The organism is Alicyclobacillus sp. CIJ1, from assembly GCF_057538885.1.
The window spans coordinates 1-285 of the sequence record NZ_BAAJPH010000024.1 but is presented as its reverse complement, the minus strand read 5'-3'; the positions used below and the strand labels follow the sequence as shown (position 1 = coordinate 285).

1 rRNA gene is annotated in these 285 nt (G+C 61.8%); it reads right to left on the bottom strand.

The window, feature by feature from the left end:
* Positions 1–285: ribosomal RNA gene (locus AC27E8_RS00215) — 23S ribosomal RNA — on the bottom strand; the annotation flags it as partial.

The following is a 285-nucleotide window of genomic DNA, read 5'->3' as shown; positions in this document are numbered from 1 at the left end:
TCCCGCGCGCCTTCGTGTTCTCCACGCGCCCACCTGTGTCGGTTTCCGGTACGGGCACCTTCGGCTCGCTAGAGGCTTTTCTCGGCAGTGTGAACGTCGGGACTTCGGTACTGTCCTTCCCTCCCCATCACAGCTCACGCTTTCCAGGGTGCGCATTTCACTACACCCCACGCTCGCTGCTTGGACGGCCTCTTCCATCCGGCCGCTTCCCTCGTCCTCCTGCGTCACCCCTTCGCTCAAACGCCTACGGTGGTACAGGAATGTCAACCTGTTCTCCTTCGGCTA